The organism is Pandoraea pulmonicola, from assembly GCF_000815105.2.
Taxonomy (GTDB): domain Bacteria; phylum Pseudomonadota; class Gammaproteobacteria; order Burkholderiales; family Burkholderiaceae; genus Pandoraea; species Pandoraea pulmonicola.
The window spans coordinates 1,818,312-1,835,933 of record NZ_CP010310.2 but is presented as its reverse complement, the minus strand read 5'-3'; the positions used below and the strand labels follow the sequence as shown (position 1 = coordinate 1,835,933).

Annotated in this window: 15 protein-coding genes; 5 read left to right on the top strand and 10 right to left on the bottom strand. The window is 64.5% G+C overall.

Annotated features, from left to right (window positions below):
• Window positions 1-398: 398 nt before the first annotated feature.
• Window positions 399-830 (top strand): hypothetical protein, encoded by a 432-nt coding sequence (locus RO07_RS26365; RefSeq protein ID WP_039409623.1) that lies wholly within the window; start codon window positions 399-401, stop codon window positions 828-830.
• Here the strand turns inward: RO07_RS26365 and RO07_RS08015 are convergent.
• The 3 genes from RO07_RS08015 to RO07_RS08005 form a co-directional block, all read right to left on the bottom strand.
• Complete coding sequence (locus RO07_RS08015; RefSeq protein ID WP_039409620.1) at window positions 804-1,361, bottom strand: YggT family protein; 558 nt, start codon at window positions 1,359-1,361, stop codon at window positions 804-806. The two genes, RO07_RS26365 and RO07_RS08015, sit on opposite strands and share 27 nt — an antisense overlap.
• Before the next feature lie 64 nt (window positions 1,362-1,425).
• Complete coding sequence (locus RO07_RS08010) at window positions 1,426-2,577, bottom strand: enoyl-CoA hydratase/isomerase family protein (protein ID WP_039409617.1); 1,152 nt, start codon at window positions 2,575-2,577, stop codon at window positions 1,426-1,428.
• A gap of 236 nt (window positions 2,578-2,813) precedes the next feature.
• On the bottom strand, window positions 2,814-3,947 hold the full coding sequence (locus tag RO07_RS08005) for an acyl-CoA dehydrogenase family protein (RefSeq protein WP_039409614.1): 1,134 nt from the start codon (window positions 3,945-3,947) through the stop codon (window positions 2,814-2,816).
• 436 nt (window positions 3,948-4,383) lie between these two features.
• On the opposite strand from RO07_RS08005, the gene RO07_RS08000 reads away from it, so the two are divergent.
• The 3 genes from RO07_RS08000 (at window position 4,384) to RO07_RS07990 (ending at window position 8,033) form a co-directional block, all read left to right on the top strand.
• Window positions 4,384-6,045, top strand: a complete 1,662-nt coding sequence (locus RO07_RS08000; protein ID WP_039409612.1) for an acyl-CoA synthetase — start codon at window positions 4,384-4,386, stop codon at window positions 6,043-6,045.
• Window positions 6,046-6,110: 65 nt separating this feature from the next.
• Window positions 6,111-6,878: an SDR family NAD(P)-dependent oxidoreductase gene (locus RO07_RS07995; RefSeq protein ID WP_039409610.1), complete on the top strand. Its 768-nt coding sequence runs from the start codon at window positions 6,111-6,113 to the stop codon at window positions 6,876-6,878.
• A 144-nt stretch (window positions 6,879-7,022) separates the two neighbouring features.
• Window positions 7,023-8,033: an AraC family transcriptional regulator gene (locus tag RO07_RS07990; protein WP_039409607.1), complete on the top strand. Its 1,011-nt coding sequence runs from the start codon at window positions 7,023-7,025 to the stop codon at window positions 8,031-8,033.
• Window positions 8,034-8,164: 131 nt separating this feature from the next.
• On the opposite strand, the gene RO07_RS07985 is transcribed toward RO07_RS07990, so the two are convergent.
• From RO07_RS07985 to RO07_RS07975, 3 genes are all read right to left on the bottom strand, one after another.
• Complete coding sequence (locus tag RO07_RS07985; RefSeq protein WP_039409604.1) at window positions 8,165-9,526, bottom strand: MFS transporter; 1,362 nt, start codon at window positions 9,524-9,526, stop codon at window positions 8,165-8,167.
• 100 nt (window positions 9,527-9,626) lie between these two features.
• Window positions 9,627-10,709 carry a porin gene (locus tag RO07_RS07980; protein ID WP_039414703.1) on the bottom strand — a complete coding sequence of 361 codons (1,083 nt, stop codon included), beginning with the start codon at window positions 10,707-10,709 and terminating at the stop codon, window positions 9,627-9,629.
• A 544-nt stretch (window positions 10,710-11,253) separates the two neighbouring features.
• Window positions 11,254-12,069: an IclR family transcriptional regulator gene (locus RO07_RS07975; RefSeq protein ID WP_039409601.1), complete on the bottom strand. Its 816-nt coding sequence runs from the start codon at window positions 12,067-12,069 to the stop codon at window positions 11,254-11,256.
• Window positions 12,070-12,788: 719 nt separating this feature from the next.
• Between RO07_RS07975 and RO07_RS26280 the strand changes: the two genes are divergently transcribed.
• Window positions 12,789-13,184 (top strand): transposase, encoded by a 396-nt coding sequence (locus tag RO07_RS26280; protein WP_024788698.1) that lies wholly within the window; start codon window positions 12,789-12,791, stop codon window positions 13,182-13,184.
• 145 nt (window positions 13,185-13,329) lie between these two features.
• Here the strand turns inward: RO07_RS26280 and RO07_RS07965 are convergent, their stop codons facing one another.
• The 4 genes from RO07_RS07965 to RO07_RS07950 form a co-directional block, all read right to left on the bottom strand.
• Complete coding sequence (locus RO07_RS07965) at window positions 13,330-14,433, bottom strand: NAD(P)/FAD-dependent oxidoreductase (protein WP_039409598.1); 1,104 nt, start codon at window positions 14,431-14,433, stop codon at window positions 13,330-13,332.
• Between the two features lie 147 nt (window positions 14,434-14,580).
• Window positions 14,581-15,513, bottom strand: a complete 933-nt coding sequence (locus RO07_RS07960; protein ID WP_039409596.1) for an electron transfer flavoprotein subunit alpha/FixB family protein — start codon at window positions 15,511-15,513, stop codon at window positions 14,581-14,583.
• Window positions 15,514-15,527: 14 nt separating this feature from the next.
• Complete coding sequence (locus tag RO07_RS07955; RefSeq protein ID WP_039409595.1) at window positions 15,528-16,277, bottom strand: electron transfer flavoprotein subunit beta/FixA family protein; 750 nt, start codon at window positions 16,275-16,277, stop codon at window positions 15,528-15,530.
• Between the two features lie 74 nt (window positions 16,278-16,351).
• Window positions 16,352-17,581 (bottom strand): MFS transporter, encoded by a 1,230-nt coding sequence (locus RO07_RS07950; protein ID WP_039409593.1) that lies wholly within the window; start codon window positions 17,579-17,581, stop codon window positions 16,352-16,354.
• Window positions 17,582-17,622: the final 41 nt, after the last annotated feature.

The window sequence follows — 17,622 nt, the reverse complement described above, 5'->3', positions numbered from 1 at the left end:
GAGTGAAGGAAAGTATATTTTCATCGCCACCCCGTCAAAAGAAAAAAAATAGTTCAAACGGCGTCGAGGTGTGCGGCAAAGCGTCGCTGATGCCTTGCCAACCCTCTCAAAACAAGGGGGATGCGCTCCCGCAATACGCAAAATGCGGGCATACTAGGGGAAACCCGAATGCACGAACTTGCCGGACGCTTGGCGATCCGATGTCTGGAATACGATGTTCGCTACGCAGAAATCGTAGTACTCGTAGCGCAACGCAGAATGTCACCCAACAGAGTCGCAGGACCGCCTGGGGAGGCTTGGTCGGAGGCGAGTCGTAACGTGCAGTCAACATGGCGTAGTCGCGGGCTTACATCTGCTCGCTACGCTGACGTGAAGAATTCGCCTCGAGGAGCATGACCATGCTGAGCCCGCATGAAATCGCCACGCTGCTGCTGGCGGCCGCATCCCTGGGACCGATCGATGCCGACGCGCTCGAACTGCCCGATCTCGCCGCGCTCGAGCAAGCGCGCCTCGTCCATGTGGCGGTCAATGAAGGTCAAGCCCAGGTGACGGTGACCGAAGACGGTCACCGTGTGCTGCGCCGCCTCGGGTTGGAACCCGTGAAGGGCGAGCGCAAGGACGCGCAGCGCCCGACGATGATGGCCGCGCCGCGCGCGGTTTCGAATGAAGGAATTTCGATGGCCGGACGCTCGGGGGGGAAGGAAGTCGCCCGGGAGGCCCGTCATGTGGGTCGCGATGGCAATGATGCCGGAGCGCAGCAGGCAGCGTCGCTGCCTGCCGGTTCGATCGATCCAGCCGGCCGCTCAGAGCATCGCGAAGAAGAGGCTTAAGCGCGCGAGGACGATCAGCAGAATCTGCATCAGAACGAACAACGCCAGCGGCGAGAGATCGAAGCCGCCGAGCATGGGGATCACGCGGCGCAACGGACGCAGCAGCGGATCGAGCAGATGCTGCAGAATCGGCATTGCCGTGGCGCGCGGGTTGACCCAGGACAGCACCGCCATGAGCAACGTGAGCCACATCACCAGATTGGCGCCCCATTTCGCGACGAGCACGAGCGCGACGAGCAGACCGCGCGGGAACACCGTGACCGGCGACACTCCGACCACCGCCGTGATCAGCACGAGGTAGACAATCGCACATAGCCAGGCGCCGATCACGCACGCCCAGTCGATGCCGCCAACGCCAGGGACGACACGCCGCAACGGCAACACGATCCAGTTGGTGAACTGAAAAATCCCCTGCGAGAGCGGGTTGCGCGGCGGCAGTCGTGTCGCCTGCATCCACACGCGAAGCAACAACAAGGCGCCGAATAGCGAGAAAACGAGGTCTAGCAGCAGACGGGCAATTTCGACGAGCATCTGGACTCCAACGGATTGTGCGGTCCCCCGCAAAACCGGCATTGTCGCATGCGTTTGCCCGAGTTCAACTGTCGCCTAACGCTTTCAGCGGATGCGCATCTTCCGGCCACGGTGAGACGAAGAAGGCATCGACCTCGGCGGCCGGCACGTCGGCCAGCGTGGCATAGCGCCAGCGCGGTTGTTTGTCCTTGTCGATCAACAGTGCCCGCACCCCCTCCACGAAATCGCCCGACGCGAAGACGTGATGGCCAAGCCCCAGTTCCATCCGGAAGGCATCGGCCAGATCGAGACGCCGCCCCTTCTGCAACTGCCGGTCGGTCACGCACAGGCTGAGCGGTGAACGCTGCCTCAATAGCGCCAGTGTGTCCGCGGCCCATGGGGAATGCGCATCCTCCGCGAGCGACGCCACGATGGTCGACACGTCGATGGCGCTGAAATGCCGATCGAGCGTCGCCCGGACCCGTGCAAGCGGTGCCGCGTCGGCCCAGGTGCGGCCCAAAGGCAGAATCGCCGCGCGAAGCGGTTCGAGAAGAGGCGTCGAGTCCACCGCACCGCCTTGTGCGCCCGGGCCGGCCACCGTCGTCGACCAGTCGAATTCGCGCAGCATGTGCTTCAGTCGCTCCGGCGCATCGCCTTCGAGCCAGACGTCGGCCAGCCCGCAGTACAGCGCATCGGCCGCCGTGATGGTCGCGCCGGACAGCCCGAGATAGCGCGCCAGCGTCGGCGCCAGGTGCCCGAGAAACCAGCTCGCCCCCACATCCGGGAACAATCCGATGCCTGTCTCCGGCATCGCCAGACGCGTCCGGTCGGTCACGATCCGCAGCGCCGCGCCTTGTGCAACGCCCATACCACCGCCCATCACGATGCCGTCGAGTAGCGCGATATACGGCTTCGGATATCGGTGAATCAGATAGTCGAGGCGATATTCGTCGACGAAGAAGGCCTGATGTTCGTTGGTGTTGTTCACCCGGCTGTCGTACAGCGCACGCACGTCACCGCCTGCGCAGAATGCCTTTTCGCCGGCCCCTTCGATGAGTACGGCGTGAACGGCCGGATCGCTGGCCCAGGCACTGAGTTGCGCCCACATCGAACGCACCATGCCGTGCGTGATCGCATTGAGCGCGCGCGGCCGGTTCAGCGTGATCACGCCGAAACCATTGATCACGTCGAACAACACTTCATCCTGCGCCTGGATGGCGCCATCGTGCAGATTCACTTCTTTCCTCCTCCGCCCAGCGTTCGACTACGCCCCAAGCCGAGCCCGGTGCTCGCGTGCCGCCTCCGCGCCCTGTCCGCGGATCCTGTGTACGAGGCCTGTGTTTGCGTTCTGTATTGCCGTATTGCGCCCTCCACGCGCGTTCTTCGCATGCGTCCGGCAGCGGCGTCGGCCGCCCAATGCGCCTGCGATGCCACGCACAGACGGCGTTCGATGCCGTCAGCGCCGATGGCGGCTCACTCCAACGCGCGTGCGATGACCTGACGCTGAATCTCGCTGGTACCCTCGTAGATCTGCGTGATGCGCGCGTCGCGATAATGTCGCTCGACCGGATAGTCTTCGAGATAGCCGTAGCCACCGTGGATCTGGATGGCGTGCGAGCAGACCCATTCGGCCAGTTCCGACGCAAAGAGCTTCGCCTGCGACGCCTCCGACAAACACGGCAAGCCCTGCGTGCGAAGCGCCGCCGCGTGCAGGATCAGAAAGCGTGCCGCGTTGATGCGTGTGCTCATGTCGGCCAACATGTTCGCAATGCTCTGATGCTCCCGAATCGGCTTGCCGAATTGCTGGCGTTCGCTCGAATAGCGCAGCGCCGCCTCGAATGCCGCGCGCGCCACGCCGAGCGCCAGGGCCGCGATGCCGATACGTCCACCTTCCAGGTTGGACAAGGCGATCTTGAGCCCCTGCCCCGGTTCGCCAAGCAGAGCGTCGTCGCCCACCTCGCAATCGACCAGCGTGATCGGACAGGTGTCCGACGCGCGAATACCCAGCTTGTGCTCGGGGTGCCCCACTTCGAACCCCTTGGTGTCCGTCGGGACGATGAATGCGGAGATGCCGCGCTTGCCCGCCGCCGGATCCGTGACGGCAAACACGATGGCGACCGCCGCCCGCTTGCCGTTCGTCACGAACTGCTTGCTGCCGTTGAGCACCCACTTGTCGCCGCGGCGCTCCGCGCGCGTGCGCAGGTTGTTCGCTTCGGAGCCGGCTTGCGGCTCGGTCAGACAGAAGGCGCCGATCTTTCGGCCCGCTGCCAGATCGGGCAGCCAGCGCTCGCGCTGGGCCTGCGTACCGAATTTCAGGATCGGCGCGCAGCCGACCGAGTTGTGCACGGACATCATCGTGGCCGTGGACGCGCAGCCCGCCGCGATCTCCTCCATCGCCAGCGCGTAGGCCGTGTAGTCGGTATACGAGCCGCCGAACTCTTCCGGCACCATCATGCCGAGCAGTCCCAACTCGCCCATCTGCGCGACCATGGCGTCGGGCAGGGCGCAGTCGCGATCCCACTGGGCAGCGTTCGGCGCAAGTTGTTCGGTGGCGAACGCGCGCGCCATATCGCGAATCATGCGCTGGTCTTCCGTATAGAAATCCATGTTCTGTCTCCTGCGCCCTGGCGGGATCCGAACGGCCCCGCTGACGCCTGTCGTATCGATGGGCCCAGTTTAGGGATGGCGAGGCTTTGGCACCATAGCCAAAAACAGCAAATTGGATGAGCGGAATTGCCATCGGAGGCGTCCGATCGACACCCCGGACAACGCCCTATTTTCGCCAAGCCCCCTCGACGCCCTCGCCAGGCGGCACTTCCGCGGCGCCGCCCACCGCGTTGACCGAGTGGAAAAATCCTTCACGAACTCTGACCCGTTTGGACATTGCCTGGCGCCAATGGCGCACATTAGGATGAATTTCGCCATTCTCCCCGAGAGCGCCGCGCCCCCACCAAGACGGCGCCCCGGGGAAGCCGCGGCGCGCACCGATGCCGTTTCGTCGTCCGCGCGCCGCCGGCCAGCATTCGATGACAGGAGACAACCCATGACTGTGGAGTACGCCGACGCCTACCGGGCGTTCGACCTCGATGCCACCGTGCGTGCCACGCTCGCCGGCAATCTCGATGCAATGAACGCCTGCATCGAGTGTTGCGACCGCCACGCGCTTCCCGGGCGCATAGCGCTGTTCTGGGAAGGCAGGGACGGCGCCAGTCAGACCTGGACGTACCGGCAGTTGCAAACGCTCTCCGCGCGCTTTGCCAACTTTCTGCGCGAACAGGGTGTGCAGCCCGGCGATCGCGTGAGCGGCCTGCTGCCCCGCACGCCCGAACTGCTCGTGACGATTCTCGGCACGTGGCGCGCGGGGGCGGTCTACCAACCGCTGTTCACCGCGTTCGGCCCGAAAGCCATCGAGCATCGCCTGCACAGCGCGCAGAGCAAGCTCGTGGTGACCGACGGCGCGAATCGCGGCAAGCTGGCCGAAGTGGTCAACTGCCCGCCGGTGGCGACCGTCGGCGGCGCGCGCGGCCAAGGCATTCGGCGTGGCGATTTCAGCTTCTGGCACGAGGTCGAACAGCACGACGAGACGTTCGCACCGGTGCTGCGACGCGGCGACGACCCGTTCCTGATGATGTTCACCTCGGGCACCACCGGCGCGGCCAAACCGGTGATGGTGCCGCTGCGCGCCATCATGGCCTTCGTCGGCTACATGCGCGACGCTGTCGACCTGCGTCCGACCGATGCGTTCTGGAACGTTGCCGATCCGGGCTGGGCCTATGGCCTGTACTACGGCGTGACGGGGCCGCTCGCGCTTGGCGTTCCGACGACGTTCTACGACGGTCCTTTCAACGTCGAGAGCACCTACCGCATCATCCGCAAGCTCGGCATCACGAACCTGGCGGGCTCGCCCACGGCGTTCCGCCTGTTGATCGCGGGCGGCGACAAGGCGGCCGCGCCCGTGAAAGGGCAACTGCGTGCCGCGTCGAGCGCGGGGGAGCCGCTCAACCCCGAAGTCATCCGCTGGTTCGACGAGCATCTCGGCGTGACGATTCACGACCACTACGGGCAGACCGAGCTCGGCATGGTCGTGTGCAATCACCATGCGCTCGCCCACCCTGTGCGGGCGGGGACGGCCGGTTTCGCGTCACCGGGCCATCGCGTCGTCGTGCTCGACGACGACGGTCGCGAATGCCCCGTCGGTCAGCCCGGTGTGCTGGCGCTCGACCGCAGGCAATCGCCGCTGATGTGGTTCGGCGGCTACTGGGAGCGAGAGACGCCCGCCTTCGTGGGCGACTACTACCTCTCGGGCGACACCGTCGAGCGTAACGAGGACGGCAGCATCAGCTTCGTCGGACGCAACGACGACGTGATCACCTCCGCCGGGTATCGCATCGGACCTTTCGACGTGGAGAGCGCCCTGATCGAACATCCGGCGGTGATCGAGACGGCGGTGGTCGGCAAGCCGGACCCGGAACGCACGGAACTGATCAAGGCGTTCGTCGTGCTGCACCCGCAGTTCGCGCCGACCGAGGCGCTGGCGCGCGAATTGCGGGAACACGTCAGGCATCGCCTGTCCACGCACGCCTATCCGCGCGAAGTGGAATTCGTCGCCGAACTGCCCAAGACGCCGAGCGGCAAGCTGCAACGCTTCATTCTTCGAAATCAGGAAATCGCCAAGGCCACGCAATCGTCGGCCAACGCCGCGTGATCGGTCCGTCCGGTCCTGCCGACCGGACCGCATCTGCACCCGCACTCTTACAGGAATCGCAACACATGCAAATCAAGGATCGTGTCTTTCTCGTGACCGGCGCGTCGTCGGGTCTTGGCGCCGCCACCGCGCGCATGCTCGTCGATGCGGGCGGCAAGGTCGTGCTCGGCGACATCAACGCCGAAGCCGGCGCCAGGCAGGCCGATGCGCTGGGCAACGCCGCCCGCTTCGTCGCCACCGACATCACCCGCGAAGACGACGTGCAGCATCTGGTGGAAACGGCCACGCAAACCTTCGGCGGCCTGAACGGCGTGGTCAACTGCGCCGGACTGGTCATCGGCGAGCGCATTCTCGGCAAGCAGGGACCGCACCGGCTCGACAGCTTCGCGCGCATCGTCAACGTCAATCTGATCGGCACGTTCAACGTGCTTCGGGTTGCCGCGTCGGCAATGGCCGACGGCAAGGCCGACGCGGAAGGCGAGCGCGGCGTGGTCATCAACACGGCTTCGGTCGCCGCCTTCGACGGCCAGATCGGCCAGGCGGCCTACGCCGCATCCAAGGGCGGAGTCGCGGCGCTCACGCTGCCGGCCGCGCGTGAGCTGGCTCGCGTAGGCGTACGCGTCGTCACGATCGCCCCGGGCATTTTCGAAACGCCGATGATGGCGGGTATGACGCCCGAAGTGCAGGCCGCGCTCGGCGCGTCCGTCCCCTTCCCACCGCGACTCGGACGGCCGTCCGAATATGCGGCGCTCGTGCGTCACATCCTCGAGAATACGATGATCAACGGCGAAGTGATCCGCCTCGATGGCGCTTTGCGCATGGCACCGAAATAAGCCTGCGCCTGCGCCGCCCCTCCGGCGTCGCGCACGATATCGGAATACGCCGATCCCGTTTTCGGATGGGACCGGAAGCGCCGTCGGGGGCCGCACTGCTAGAATCCCTGCGTCCCCCTGCTACGGCACTCCGTTTCGCGACGCATGGAAAAAGGCAGCATCTCGATTCATTTCGTTATCAATGCACTGGCGCATGTCGAGCGGCTGGGCGGCAACGTCCCGGCATTGCTGCGCTCGGCGGACATCGCCCCGTCGTTGCTCATGCATCCGCAGGCGCGCGTATCGTCCGACCGGTATGCGAACTTGTGGCGACTGATCAGCGTCGCGCTCGACGACGAGTTCTTCGGACAGGATTCGCGCCGTATGAAGGTGGGCAGCTTCGCGATGCTCTGTCACAGCGTCGTCGCGTGCCGCACGCTCGAGCAAGCGTTGCAGCGTGCGACCCGCTTCATGGGGCTGTTGCTCGACGATCTGGAGATGCACCTCGTTCGCGACGGAGCGCTCGCCCGGCTGGAAGTCCATGAGCGCGCCGACGCCCAGGCGCCGCGCATCTTCGGGCATGAAACGCTCCTGATTCTCTTCTACGCGCTGACGTGCTGGCTGATCGCGCGCCGCGTCACGTTGGGCACCGCCTATTTCGCCTATCCGGAGCCGGTCTACAGCGACGAGTACCGCACCATGTACGCGCCGCGGCTGGTGTTCGAAGCGCCACACACGGCGATCGAATTCGATGCGGCGTGCCTGGACCTGCCGGTCGTACAGGACGAAGTCACGGTGAAGGATTTCCTGCGGGCGGCGCCGGCCAACATCATCCTCAAGTACAAGAATACGAAGGGGATGGTGGCGCGCGTGCGCCGTCGGCTCAAGACGATGCCGACCGATAGCTGGCCGGCGTTCGAAACCCTGGCGGCCGAGTTCCACACGACACCGTCGACACTGCGCCGACGGCTGGAGGACGAGGGGCAGTCGTACCAGTCGATCAAGGATCAGTTGCGGCGCGATCTGGCGATTCACGCGCTGTGTCACACGTCCAAGCCGATGCTGGAGATCGCGCTGTCGTTGGGCTTCGCCGATCCAAGCGCCTTCTTCCGCGCGTTCCGGAAGTGGACGGGGGCGCGTCCCGGCGACTATCGACGTCAGGCCGTGGAGGCCTGACACACGAGTACGCACGAGTACGCACGGATACGCGCTGGTACGCACTCGTACGCCGACGTGCACCGGCATACATGCGCATACGCTCGCATGGGCGACCACCGGCACCTGCGAGCACGGCCGATCGATGGCGTTCAGGCCGCGCGAGCCTTGCCGTTCACCCGACCTTGTTCCTGACTTTCTCCGTCGTCATCGAGTTCGATGCGCTTGACCTCGCCGAGCAGCAGCAAGTAGCACAGCACGCCCGCGATGGCGAACAGACTGATGAGGCCCAGGGCCCAGCCGAACGTGCCGGTAGCCTTCACGATGAAGCCGATGGCGATCGGCGTGACGATGCCCGACAGGTTGCCGGCGAAGTTCACGGCGCCGCCCGTGATGCCGACCATGCCCTTCGGGGCGATGTCCGCCACGAGCGACCACGACGCGGACGCCACGCCCTGCGCGAAAAACGCGAACGACATGATCGCGATGACGAGCCAGTTCGCATCCGTGAGCACCGTCAGCGACATCGTGGGCACGAGCAGCAGACCGGTCACGATCGGCGTCTTGCGCGCCGTGCCGACGGCCACGCCGCGGCGCAGCAGCCAGTCGGAAAGCAGTCCGCCGCAGACCACGCCGATCGACGCCGCGACGAACGGCAGAGACGTCATGCCGCCGGCCTTGAGCACCGTCATATGACGCTCCGTGATCAGATAGGTCGGGAACCACGTCAGGAAGAAATACAAAGACGACAGCGACGCGAACTTGCCCACGCAGATCGCTATGATCTGACGATTGCGGAACAGCGCGAGCAGCTTGCGCCACGGGAATTTCTGCGGTCCCTGCCGTGGCGTCTTCGCCTCGACCAGCGCACCGCCGCTGCGGATGTGCGCAAGCTCCGCGGCGTTGACCCATTTGCATTTGTCGGGGTCGCGGTAACCGACGAACCACACCCCGGCCCAGACGATGCCCAGCAGCCCCGTGGCGTAGAAAATCTCGCGCCAGCCCCACGTGTGGGCGATCCAGAAGAGCAGCGGCGTGAGCGCCGCCATGCCGATGTACTGACCGACGAGATAGACGCTCGTCGCCACGCCCCGCTCGCGTTGTGCGAACCAAATCGAGACCACACGGTTATTGACGGGGAACGTCGGCGCTTCCGCGATGCCCACGCCAAGCCGCATACCGAAGAGCGTGGAAAAACGCGACGTGAAGCCCTGCAGGAAGGTCAGCACCGACCAGCTCAGGATGGCGATGCCATAGATCGCGCGCGTGCCGAAGCGGTCGATCACCCAACCGCCCGGAATATTGGCGATGACGTAGGTCCATGCGTACGCCGAGAAAATGAAGCCCAGCTCGACCGGACCGAGGCCGAACTCCTGTTTGAGCATGGGCGCCGCCACCGACAGATTGGCGCGGTCGACGTAGTTGATGACCGTGCCGACGAAGATCAGAAAGAGCATCCAGTAGCGCACGCGCGAGGGGCGCTGCGGCGATGAAGGGCTCGGAGAAACTGACATATGGGTTCTCGAAGTGAGCGACGACGCAGGCACTGCACCGTCGGAATACCTACCGCCCCGACGCCCGATCGATACCGCCCGGCGTCGGGAATATCGCGGCTTAGAAACTGTGATACATGCCCACGCGCAGCAGCATCTGATCGTGATTGCTCGATGCGCCGATCGGATACGACGCGGCGCGATTGTTGCCGCTGGCGGCGATATACGTCACCTGCGCCTGCAACTGCGTGCGCTTCGAGAACGAATAAAGGTCGCCCGCTTCGATCTGGTTGTAGTGCGTGTGATTGAATGACGAGTACGAATAGCCGAGTGTGAGCGCGTTGGCTTCCGTCACGCGGTACTCCGTGCCGACGTCGTAGTTGAACATGTTGCCCGAGCCGCCCGGCGCACGCACTTCGCTGCGCGTATAGAGCGCGTGCACGTTCCAGCGCGACGAGATGCGATACGACGCGCCAATGCCAGTGTTGTTCACGGCGTCCGATTTGAAGACGTTCGTGGCCGACAGCCCCGACTGTCCGAAGATCGACGAAATGCCCAGACGCGACGAGAAATCGAACATGCGTTTATTGATGCTGACATAGGTCGCCGCGACCGAAAGCGGACCATTGTCGTATTTCACGTAGCCGCCGACCGTACGTCCCAGGGCGTTGCCGCCCGCGAAGCCGTACATCAGACCGCCGGTCAGTCCGTGGAAACTCGCGCTGTTCCACTTCACCGCATTGTCGATCTGCGACGAGTTCGCCAGGTTGTCCAGGTTGCCCGGGTGATAGGCGTACAGGTTGTGCTGCCAGAAGCCGTTCGAATAGCGGATCGACACGTCCTGCATGAAGTCCGTCTGATGGCCGATCGCCACCATGCCGAAGCGGTCGCTCGCCAGGCCGACCCACGCCTGACGGTTCCACTCCACACCACTGTTGATAAGCGCCCCGTTGCTCGTGTTGAAGCCCTGTTCCAGCTGGAACACGGCGGCGAGCCCGCCCCCGATATCCTCACGTCCCTTCAGGCCGAAGCGGTCGGGTTGCCCGATGCCGGCGTCCATCTTGAACATGCGACCACCGCCTGAGTTGCTCACGTACGTGAGGCCGTCGTCGATCGTCCCGTAGATTTGCAACGAATTGCCGGCGGCATGTGCCGTGCAGGCGCACGCCAAAAGACAGGCGGCACCGATACTGCGTCTCTTCACCTTCGACTCCTGTTTTGCATCCGATGCGCCGGCGCTGTTGAACGCCCCATGCCGGTACCGCTCCACGTCTACGACGGCGGTTGCGACATTGCGGCCGCGCATTTTTTGTCTTATATATGAAACAACGATTAATAGGTGAGACAATTATGGCGAAGAGAAAATAGCGAGACAAGCAGAAATTAAGTCGGCACTGATTGATGTTGCGCAAATGCTAATGACAAAGACTGCGCGCGTCAGGGAGAAAAAATTGCGAAACGGGCGACGGTGCGAGAGGGAACGGGATGTATGAAGCGAGGTCGTCAGTCCCCTGGCGTAACGACTCAACCGGCCATGCAGCGGTGCAATGGCGCGGAGTCGAGGGACTGGCTGGCGTGGCGGGCCCCGCCGGTGACGAGGGGCGATGGGAGGATGAGGCAAGCGATTTTCGTTCGGCGTTACGCTGGCGCAGCCGAACGCCGCAGGGGCAGTTTCGGCAGTTCGGAAACGCGAGCCCAGCCGAAATGGTGAGGCCGACGAAATACCGGCCCAGCCGAAGGAAAAACGCTTACTTCAGCATCGCGGGCACGTTACCCGGACGCTCGGCGCGGTAGTTGAGCTTGTGCGAGAGTTCGTCGGCGGCGGACACCACCTTCTCGACGATGCCACTCTTGAGCAGATCCGCTTCCACACGCGCCTGCGGAATCGTCACACTGACCACGGCCGCGATCTGTCCGCGATGATTTCGCACGGGAGCGGCAATGGTCGAGATGTTCTGCTCGAAGAAAGACTGGCTCATGCTGTAGCCGCGAGCGATGTCCTCCTGCACGACTTTGTACAGCGCGTCGACGGTCGTCGGCGTATGGGCCGTGAAGGCTTCGAGCTTGCGCTCCGGATACAACTGCTTGAGCGACGCGAGCGAATAGTCGCCGAGCAGGATATGACCGACGGCCGTCGCATGCGCCGGCAATCGCGTCCCCACGCGAACGGTGCCGAACACCAGTTCACGACTCGCCGCCTTCGCGACGAAAACCGCGTCGCGCTGATCCAGGATCAGGATGTGGCTGGAGAACCCCGTCGCGTCGCGCAGCTTCTCGATGACCGGTGTGCCCAGATCCGTGAGTTCCAGCGAGTTCAGATACTCGAAGCCCAGACGCAGCACGGCCACCCCCAGTCGGTAGTGACGATCGTCGCCCGCTTTTTCGATGAAGCCCTCGGCCTCCAGCGTCTGCAACAGACGGAAGACCGTCGAGCGCGGGATGTCGAGACGGCGGGCGAGATCGGCGCCCGCGAGTACCGGCTCGCGCGCCGAGAATGTCATGAGAATGCGCAGACCGCGCTCGAGACCGGGAACGGAGTATTTGTTATCGCTGTCGTTGCTCATGCCGTTTGCGCACACTGGCGCCGACCGGCAGCGGTTGCGCGCAGCCGATGGACGATATCGAGGGAAGGCGCACATTATAGGCTACCGACCTGCCACCCGACCATGACGGTACACCATGCCAAGACCGGGCCAGTTTCTCACGTGACGATAACGGTTGCGCCTGCCCGGCAGGGTTGCGCCCATTCCCGCGACGCGGTGCCCTATCCGGGCGCAAGCGGGCACCCTTGTTGGGCGAATCGCCTTCGGCGAGCGCCATGCACCGCAATGGGGGTAATTCCGAAGCGCGTCGACTCGCGCTTTTTGTCATCATTGCGCCTGCAAGCTTGACAAGCTGGCGCATGTGGAGCGAGACACCCTGGCCAGGGCCGAGAACAAAAAACGATCCGGACCGGCCAAAAGGCACGTATTCCTTTTCTCCTGACGCTTTTGCGATTGCCTATCCCAATTGCCACTCAGGAGCTGCGCCCACCTGCCAAGTGGGCGTTTTTTTGCTGGTCAAACGCTCCCTTCGCAGTGTGGTTCGACCCGCCCGCGGCGTTCTTCACGAGAGAACCCGATGTCCTGGCATGCTTGTTGCTTGTGTTTCCAGCATCGGGGACCGACGCCGCCTTGGCCGAGTTTCGACGATAAGCACGCACCCGTTTGCATCGGTTCGTGCGAGATCGCGAAATCCGGACTCGCCCCCTGCGGCGCCTCCGTTTGTTTTGGGTCGAGGTGTTATGTTTACTGAACTGAGCGACGTTGAATGGCACGCCCTGCGTGATCTGATTTGCGACCGACCGGTCCGTACGGAACGACGAGGCCGCCCTCAAGTCGAGCAGCGCACGCTGACCAATGCTGTCTTGTGGGTGCTGTTCACTGGCGAGAGCTGGTCCAAGCTGCCCATGCAGTACCCCTCCGTGCCGACTTGCCGCCGCAAACTCAATGAATGGCGCGAATCGGGCATGCTCGATACGATTCTGAAACGCTTGCAGCAATCGGGCCGCGACATCAGCGCTTGCGCAGGTCAGATCAGCAAGCCGGCGCGCAGTACGCCGTGTGGCGACACCGATCGCCTGCGGGGTGTCTTCTGGACGAACCCGGCTTCGTGGAAGCCGCCGGTTGCCGTGCGCTGAACCGCGTACCCGGCAAGCCAAAAGACGCAACGACTCCCGTCCGACAGGACTGCCGCGCAAGGTTCGCGGCACCGCCAGGCAGGAATCACGGGGTTAGCCAGATAGCAGCCGATGCGCGAGACGGGCCAGCGGGTCACGTCTCGCGTTACAACGCTGCGCGCACCGCTTCGGCAATGGCCAATGACGCCGTCAGCCCGGGCGACTCGATACCGAACAGGTTCACGAGTCCCGCGACGCCATGCACGGCCGGCCCATCGATACGAAAATCCGCCGCCGGCTCTCCCGGCCCGCTGATCTTCGGCCGAATTCCCGCATACCCCGGTTGCAATGCGCCGTCCGCGAGCGTCGGCCAGTAGCGCCGCACCGCCGCGTAAAAGCCGTCGCCATCCGACGCGTTCACCGTGTAGTCGATCTCGTCGATCCATTCGACGTTCGGCCCGAAGCGCGCCTGCCCACCGAGATCGAGCGTGAGATGCACACCGAGTCCGCCCGGCTCGGGCACCGGATAGATCAGGTGCGAGAACGGCACCCGTTGCGTACAGGTGAAGTAACTCCCCTTCGCGTAGTAGCGCGGCGGAATGTGCTCGGGCGCGAGTCCCTCGAAGCGCCGCGCAATATCGACGGCCTGAAGTCCGGCACTGTTGACGACCGTTTGCGCAAGCAGAGTCGCCGTCTCGCCCTGGGTCTCGACATCGAGCTCGATACCGCTGCCCGGGCCGACACGTACCCCCGTCACCTTCGATTCGAACGCCACCATCGTACCCGCACGTTCCGCGTCTCCCTGCAGGGCGAGCATCAAGCCATGACTGTCCACGATGCCCGTGGACGGCGAAAGCAGCGCACCGAATGTCTGTAACGCCGGCTCGCGCCGCGCAACCTGAGCGGCGGTGAGCCATTCGAGATCGTCCACGCCGCTCGCGCGCGCGTTGGCGGCGATGGCTTCGAGTTCTTCGATCTGACGATCGGTCGTCGCCACGATCAGCTTGCCGCAGCGACGATGCTCCACGCCATGCGACGCGCAGAATTCATAGAGCCGGTGTTTGCCCTCGACACACAGCGTCGCCTTGCGCGAGCCGGGAGGATAGTAGATGCCGCCGTGGATGACTTCGCTGTTGCGCGAGCTCGTGCCGGTGCCGATCGCGCGCTCGGATTCGAGAACGATCACCTCCCGGCCGGCCTGCGCCATCGCCCGCGCAACGGCCAATCCCACCACACCCGCGCCGATCACGACGCAATCGACGTTGTCCATTGCTGTTCCTTGATTTCCTTCCGATTCGCATGAAGACATGAAGACGTCAGCCGCGCCCGCCAATCTCGCGGAGCACGCCATCCTCATGCGGATCGGCTGCGGGGACACGCCCCGCAGCCTCGCTTCAATGTAGCGTCCGCCGAACGCTTACAGCGCGCCCGTCAGCTCCGGCACCACCGTGAACAGATCGCCCACCAGACCGTAGTCCGCCACCGAGAAGATCGGCGCTTCCGGATCCTTGTTGATCGCCACGATCACCTTCGAATCCTTCATCCCCGCCAAGTGCTGAATCGCCCCCGAAATCCCCACCGCGATATACAGCTGCGGCGCCACGATCTTGCCCGTCTGACCGACCTGATAGTCGTTCGGCACGTAGCCGGCGTCCACCGCCGCGCGCGACGCGCCCAGCGCCGCGCCCAGCTTGTCCGCCAGCGGCTCGAGCACCTTCGTATAGTTCTCGCCGCTGCCCAGACCTCGGCCACCCGAGACGATGATCTTCGCGCTCGTGAGCTCCGGACGGTCCAGCTTCGTCACCTCCCGGCCCACGAACTGCGACACGCCCGCGTCCGGCGTGGCCGCCACCGTCTCCACCGCCGCGCCGCCACCCGTGGCCGCTGCCGCGTCGAAGCCCGTCGAGCGCACCGTGATCACCTTCACCTTGTCCGCGCTTTGCACCGTCGCAATCGCGTTGCCGGCATAGATCGGGCGCTCGAACGTGTCCGCGCTGTCGACCTTCGTGATGTCCGAAATCTGCGCCACGTCGAGCAGCGCCGCCACGCGCGGAGCGATGTTCTTGCCGTACGCCGTCGCCGGCGCCAGGATGTGCGAGTACGCACCCGCGATCGACACCACCTCGTCGGCGATGTTCTCGGCCAGCCCGTCGCCGAAATACGGCGCGTCGGCCAGCAGCACCTGCTTCACGCCGGCGATCCGCGCGGCCGCGTCGGCCGCCGCCCGGGCGTTGCTGCCCGCGACCAGCACGTGCACGTCGTCGCCGCATTGCAGCGCGGCCGTCACCGTGTTCAGCGTCGCGGCCTTGATCGATTGATTGTCGTGTTCCGCAATTACCAGAATGCTCATCTCGTCGTCCCCCTTCAGATGACCTTCGCTTCGGTCTTCAGCTTGTCGACGAGCGCTGCCACGTCCGCCACCTTCACCCCCGCGCTGCGCTTGGGCGGCTCGGCCACCTTCAGCGTCTTCAGACGCGGCGACACATCCACGCCCAGATCCCCCGGCTTGACCGTCTCCAGCGGCTTCTTCTTCGCCTTCATGATGTTGGGCAGCGTCACGTAACGCGGCTCGTTCAAGCGCAGGTCGGTCGTGATCACCGCCGGCAGCGACAGCGAAACGGTCTCCAGGCCGCCGTCCACCTCACGCGTGACCTGCGCGCGATTGTCCGCCACCGTCACCTTCGAGGCGAACGTCGCCTGCGGCAGCCTGGCCAGCGCCGCGAGCATCTGTCCGGTTTGATTGGAGTCGTCGTCGATGGCCTGCTTGCCCAGGATCACCAGTTGCGGCTGCTCCTTGTCGACGATCGCCTTGAGCAGCTTGGCCACCGCCAGCGGCTGCAGTTCCTCGTCCGACTCGATCAGGATCGCACGATCGGCGCCGATCGCCAGCGCCGTGCGCAGCGTCTCCTGCGACTGCGACACGCCCGCCGACACCGCGATCACCTCGGTCGCCACGCCCGCTTCCTTCAGTCGCACCGCCTCTTCCACCGCGATTTCGTCGAACGGATTCATCGACATCTTCACGTTCGCGATGTCAACCCCACTCCCGTCGCTCTTCACGCGAACTTTTACGTTGTAATCCACTACCCGTTTGACCGGCACCAGAACCTTCATGCGAACTCCGTTGAATCATGAAAACCGGGTGGCACACCGGCGCTGCCGCATCCGCCACCCGCGAAGGTAAGAACTTACTCGATCTCGCGCCCTTTCGTCTCGGGCAACAGAAATGCCGTCACGAGCACCACGAGGTAGGCGCCGCCCGCAAACATGCCGATGGCCGTGCCCAGACCGCTCGTTTTGGCCAGATAGCCGACGAGACTCGGGAACAGTGCGCCGATGCCGCGCCCGAAGTTGTAGGCAAAGCCCTGCCCGTTCGCGCGCACCGCCGACGGAAACAGTTCGGTCAGGTAGGCGCCCATGCCGCTGAAAATGCCGGAGGCGGCGAAGCCGAGCGGGAAACCCAGGATCAGCATCTGGTCGTTGCTCAGCTGGAACTGCGTGTACGCGTAGATGCTTGCCCCCGAGAGCACGGCGAAGATCAGCAGGTTGGCGCGGCGGCCCAGGCGGTCCGTCAAATAGGCGCCGGTGAGGTAGCCGATGAACGATCCCAGAATGATCACCAGCAGATAGCCACCCGTGCCGATCACCGACAGATGACGCTCCGTCTTCAGGAACGTGGGCAGCCACGTCGTCACGGCGTAATAGCCGCCCTGCACGCCGGTGCACAGCAACGCCGAGAGCACCGTCGTCTTGAGGAGCGCCGGCGAGAAGATCGCCCACGCCGACGTGCGCTTGGCGGCCGAGGCTTCCTGCTTGCGGGTGCGCTCGAACAGTTCCGGCTCGGGCACGTGCTTGCGGATGAAGATCACGAAGAGCGCCGGAATCACCCCGATCCAGAACAGCACACGCCAGGCGTACGCTTCCGGCAAGTACGAGAACGACACCGTGTAACACAGCGCCGCCACCGCCCAGCCGATGGCCCAGCCGCTTTGCACCGTCCCCACGGCGCGGCCGCGATACTCGGTGCGCACGATCTCGCCCATGAGCACCGAACCCACGGCCCACTCACCGCCGAAGCCCAGGCCCTGCAGTGCGCGCAGCACGAAGATCTGTTCGAAGTTCTGCGCGAAGCCGATCAGGATCGTGCACGCGGAGAACCACAGAATCGTGACCTGCAGGATCTTCACGCGGCCGAAGCGGTCCGCGAGCACGCCCGCGAGCCAGCCGCCGATGGCCGAGAACAGCAGCGTCACCGTGGCCAGCATGCCGGCCTGCGCCTTGTCGATGCTGAAGATGGTGATGAGCGTGCTGATCACGAATGTGAACACCATGAAATCGAGCGCATCGAGCGCCCACCCGCCGAACGCGGCGATGAAAGTCCGCCGTTCGGTCTTGTTCATCTGGCGATACCAGTTCATCTTGTCTCCTCTTGAAATCTTGAATGATGCGCGGGCGCATC

What these genes read in the sequence shown, in the direction of transcription:
- RO07_RS07975 (WP_039409601.1), bottom strand. Translation starts at nt 12,069, where the DNA reads ATGAGCAACGACAGCGATAACAAATACTCCGTTCCCGGTCTCGAGCGC.
- RO07_RS07960 (WP_039409596.1), bottom strand. Translation starts at nt 15,513, where the DNA reads ATGAGCATTCTGGTAATTGCGGAACACGACAATCAATCGATCAAGGCC.
- RO07_RS07985 (WP_039409604.1), bottom strand. Translation starts at nt 9,526, where the DNA reads ATGTCAGTTTCTCCGAGCCCTTCATCGCCGCAGCGCCCCTCGCGCGTG.
- RO07_RS07965 (WP_039409598.1), bottom strand. Translation starts at nt 14,433, where the DNA reads ATGGACAACGTCGATTGCGTCGTGATCGGCGCGGGTGTGGTGGGATTG.
- RO07_RS07995 (WP_039409610.1), top strand. Translation starts at nt 6,111, where the DNA reads ATGCAAATCAAGGATCGTGTCTTTCTCGTGACCGGCGCGTCGTCGGGT.
- RO07_RS08015 (WP_039409620.1), bottom strand. Translation starts at nt 1,361, where the DNA reads ATGCTCGTCGAAATTGCCCGTCTGCTGCTAGACCTCGTTTTCTCGCTA.
- RO07_RS08000 (WP_039409612.1), top strand. Translation starts at nt 4,384, where the DNA reads ATGACTGTGGAGTACGCCGACGCCTACCGGGCGTTCGACCTCGATGCC.
- RO07_RS26280 (WP_024788698.1), top strand. Translation starts at nt 12,789, where the DNA reads ATGTTTACTGAACTGAGCGACGTTGAATGGCACGCCCTGCGTGATCTG.
- RO07_RS07950 (WP_039409593.1), bottom strand. Translation starts at nt 17,581, where the DNA reads ATGAACTGGTATCGCCAGATGAACAAGACCGAACGGCGGACTTTCATC.
- RO07_RS08005 (WP_039409614.1), bottom strand. Translation starts at nt 3,947, where the DNA reads ATGGATTTCTATACGGAAGACCAGCGCATGATTCGCGATATGGCGCGC.
- RO07_RS07955 (WP_039409595.1), bottom strand. Translation starts at nt 16,277, where the DNA reads ATGAAGGTTCTGGTGCCGGTCAAACGGGTAGTGGATTACAACGTAAAA.
- RO07_RS07990 (WP_039409607.1), top strand. Translation starts at nt 7,023, where the DNA reads ATGGAAAAAGGCAGCATCTCGATTCATTTCGTTATCAATGCACTGGCG.
- RO07_RS26365 (WP_039409623.1), top strand. Translation starts at nt 399, where the DNA reads ATGCTGAGCCCGCATGAAATCGCCACGCTGCTGCTGGCGGCCGCATCC.